A 541-nucleotide genomic window follows, 5' to 3' on the forward strand; every position below is an offset into this window, starting at 1 on the left:
CCGCCTCGCCGCGCGCCTTTGCCACCGCGGCATCGTCGCTCAAGTGCGCCCCCTGCGAGCGCAGGATCGCACGGACCTCGTCCACATCCACCTCCCTCGGCTGCACACCGCGGTTGGCCGCCACCGCCGCGCCGACGCCCGCGGCGTGGCCGGTCAGCCAGCATTGCGGGATCTCGCGCATGAAGCCGTGGCTGTTGGCATCGCAGCTGACGTGGCGCCCGGCGGCGAGCATGCCGTCGAGCGCGCGCGGAACCAGGCTGCCGTACGGCACCGAGACGACCGGGAACTTGGGGCTGATCGAGGGGCTCACGCCGACTTCGTCGCCCCGCGCGCCGCCGACCGGCCAGTCCTTGCGCTCGATGCGGGCAACACCGGCGAGGCGGCGGGTGTGGCGCACGCCGAGCTGGCTGGCGCTCTGCAGGCTATAGGCGTTCTCGAACCCCGGCGCGTGCTCGCGGAAGAACCGGGTGTGCCCTTCCATCAGCCGGTGGCAGCGGATCTCGACCTCGGTCATGTCGTCGACGTCGAGCGCCGAGAGGCC

At 72.8% G+C, this 541-nt stretch carries 1 protein-coding gene; it reads right to left on the reverse strand.

Annotated features, from left to right (window positions below):
* The coding region (locus G7B69_RS16660) for an FAD-dependent oxidoreductase (protein WP_166181308.1) at nucleotides 1-541 on the reverse strand (541 nt) is incomplete at both ends.

Origin of the sequence: Croceibacterium segetis (assembly GCF_011320115.1) — a bacterium.
GTDB classification, from domain to species: Bacteria; Pseudomonadota; Alphaproteobacteria; order Sphingomonadales; family Sphingomonadaceae; genus Croceibacterium_B; species Croceibacterium_B segetis.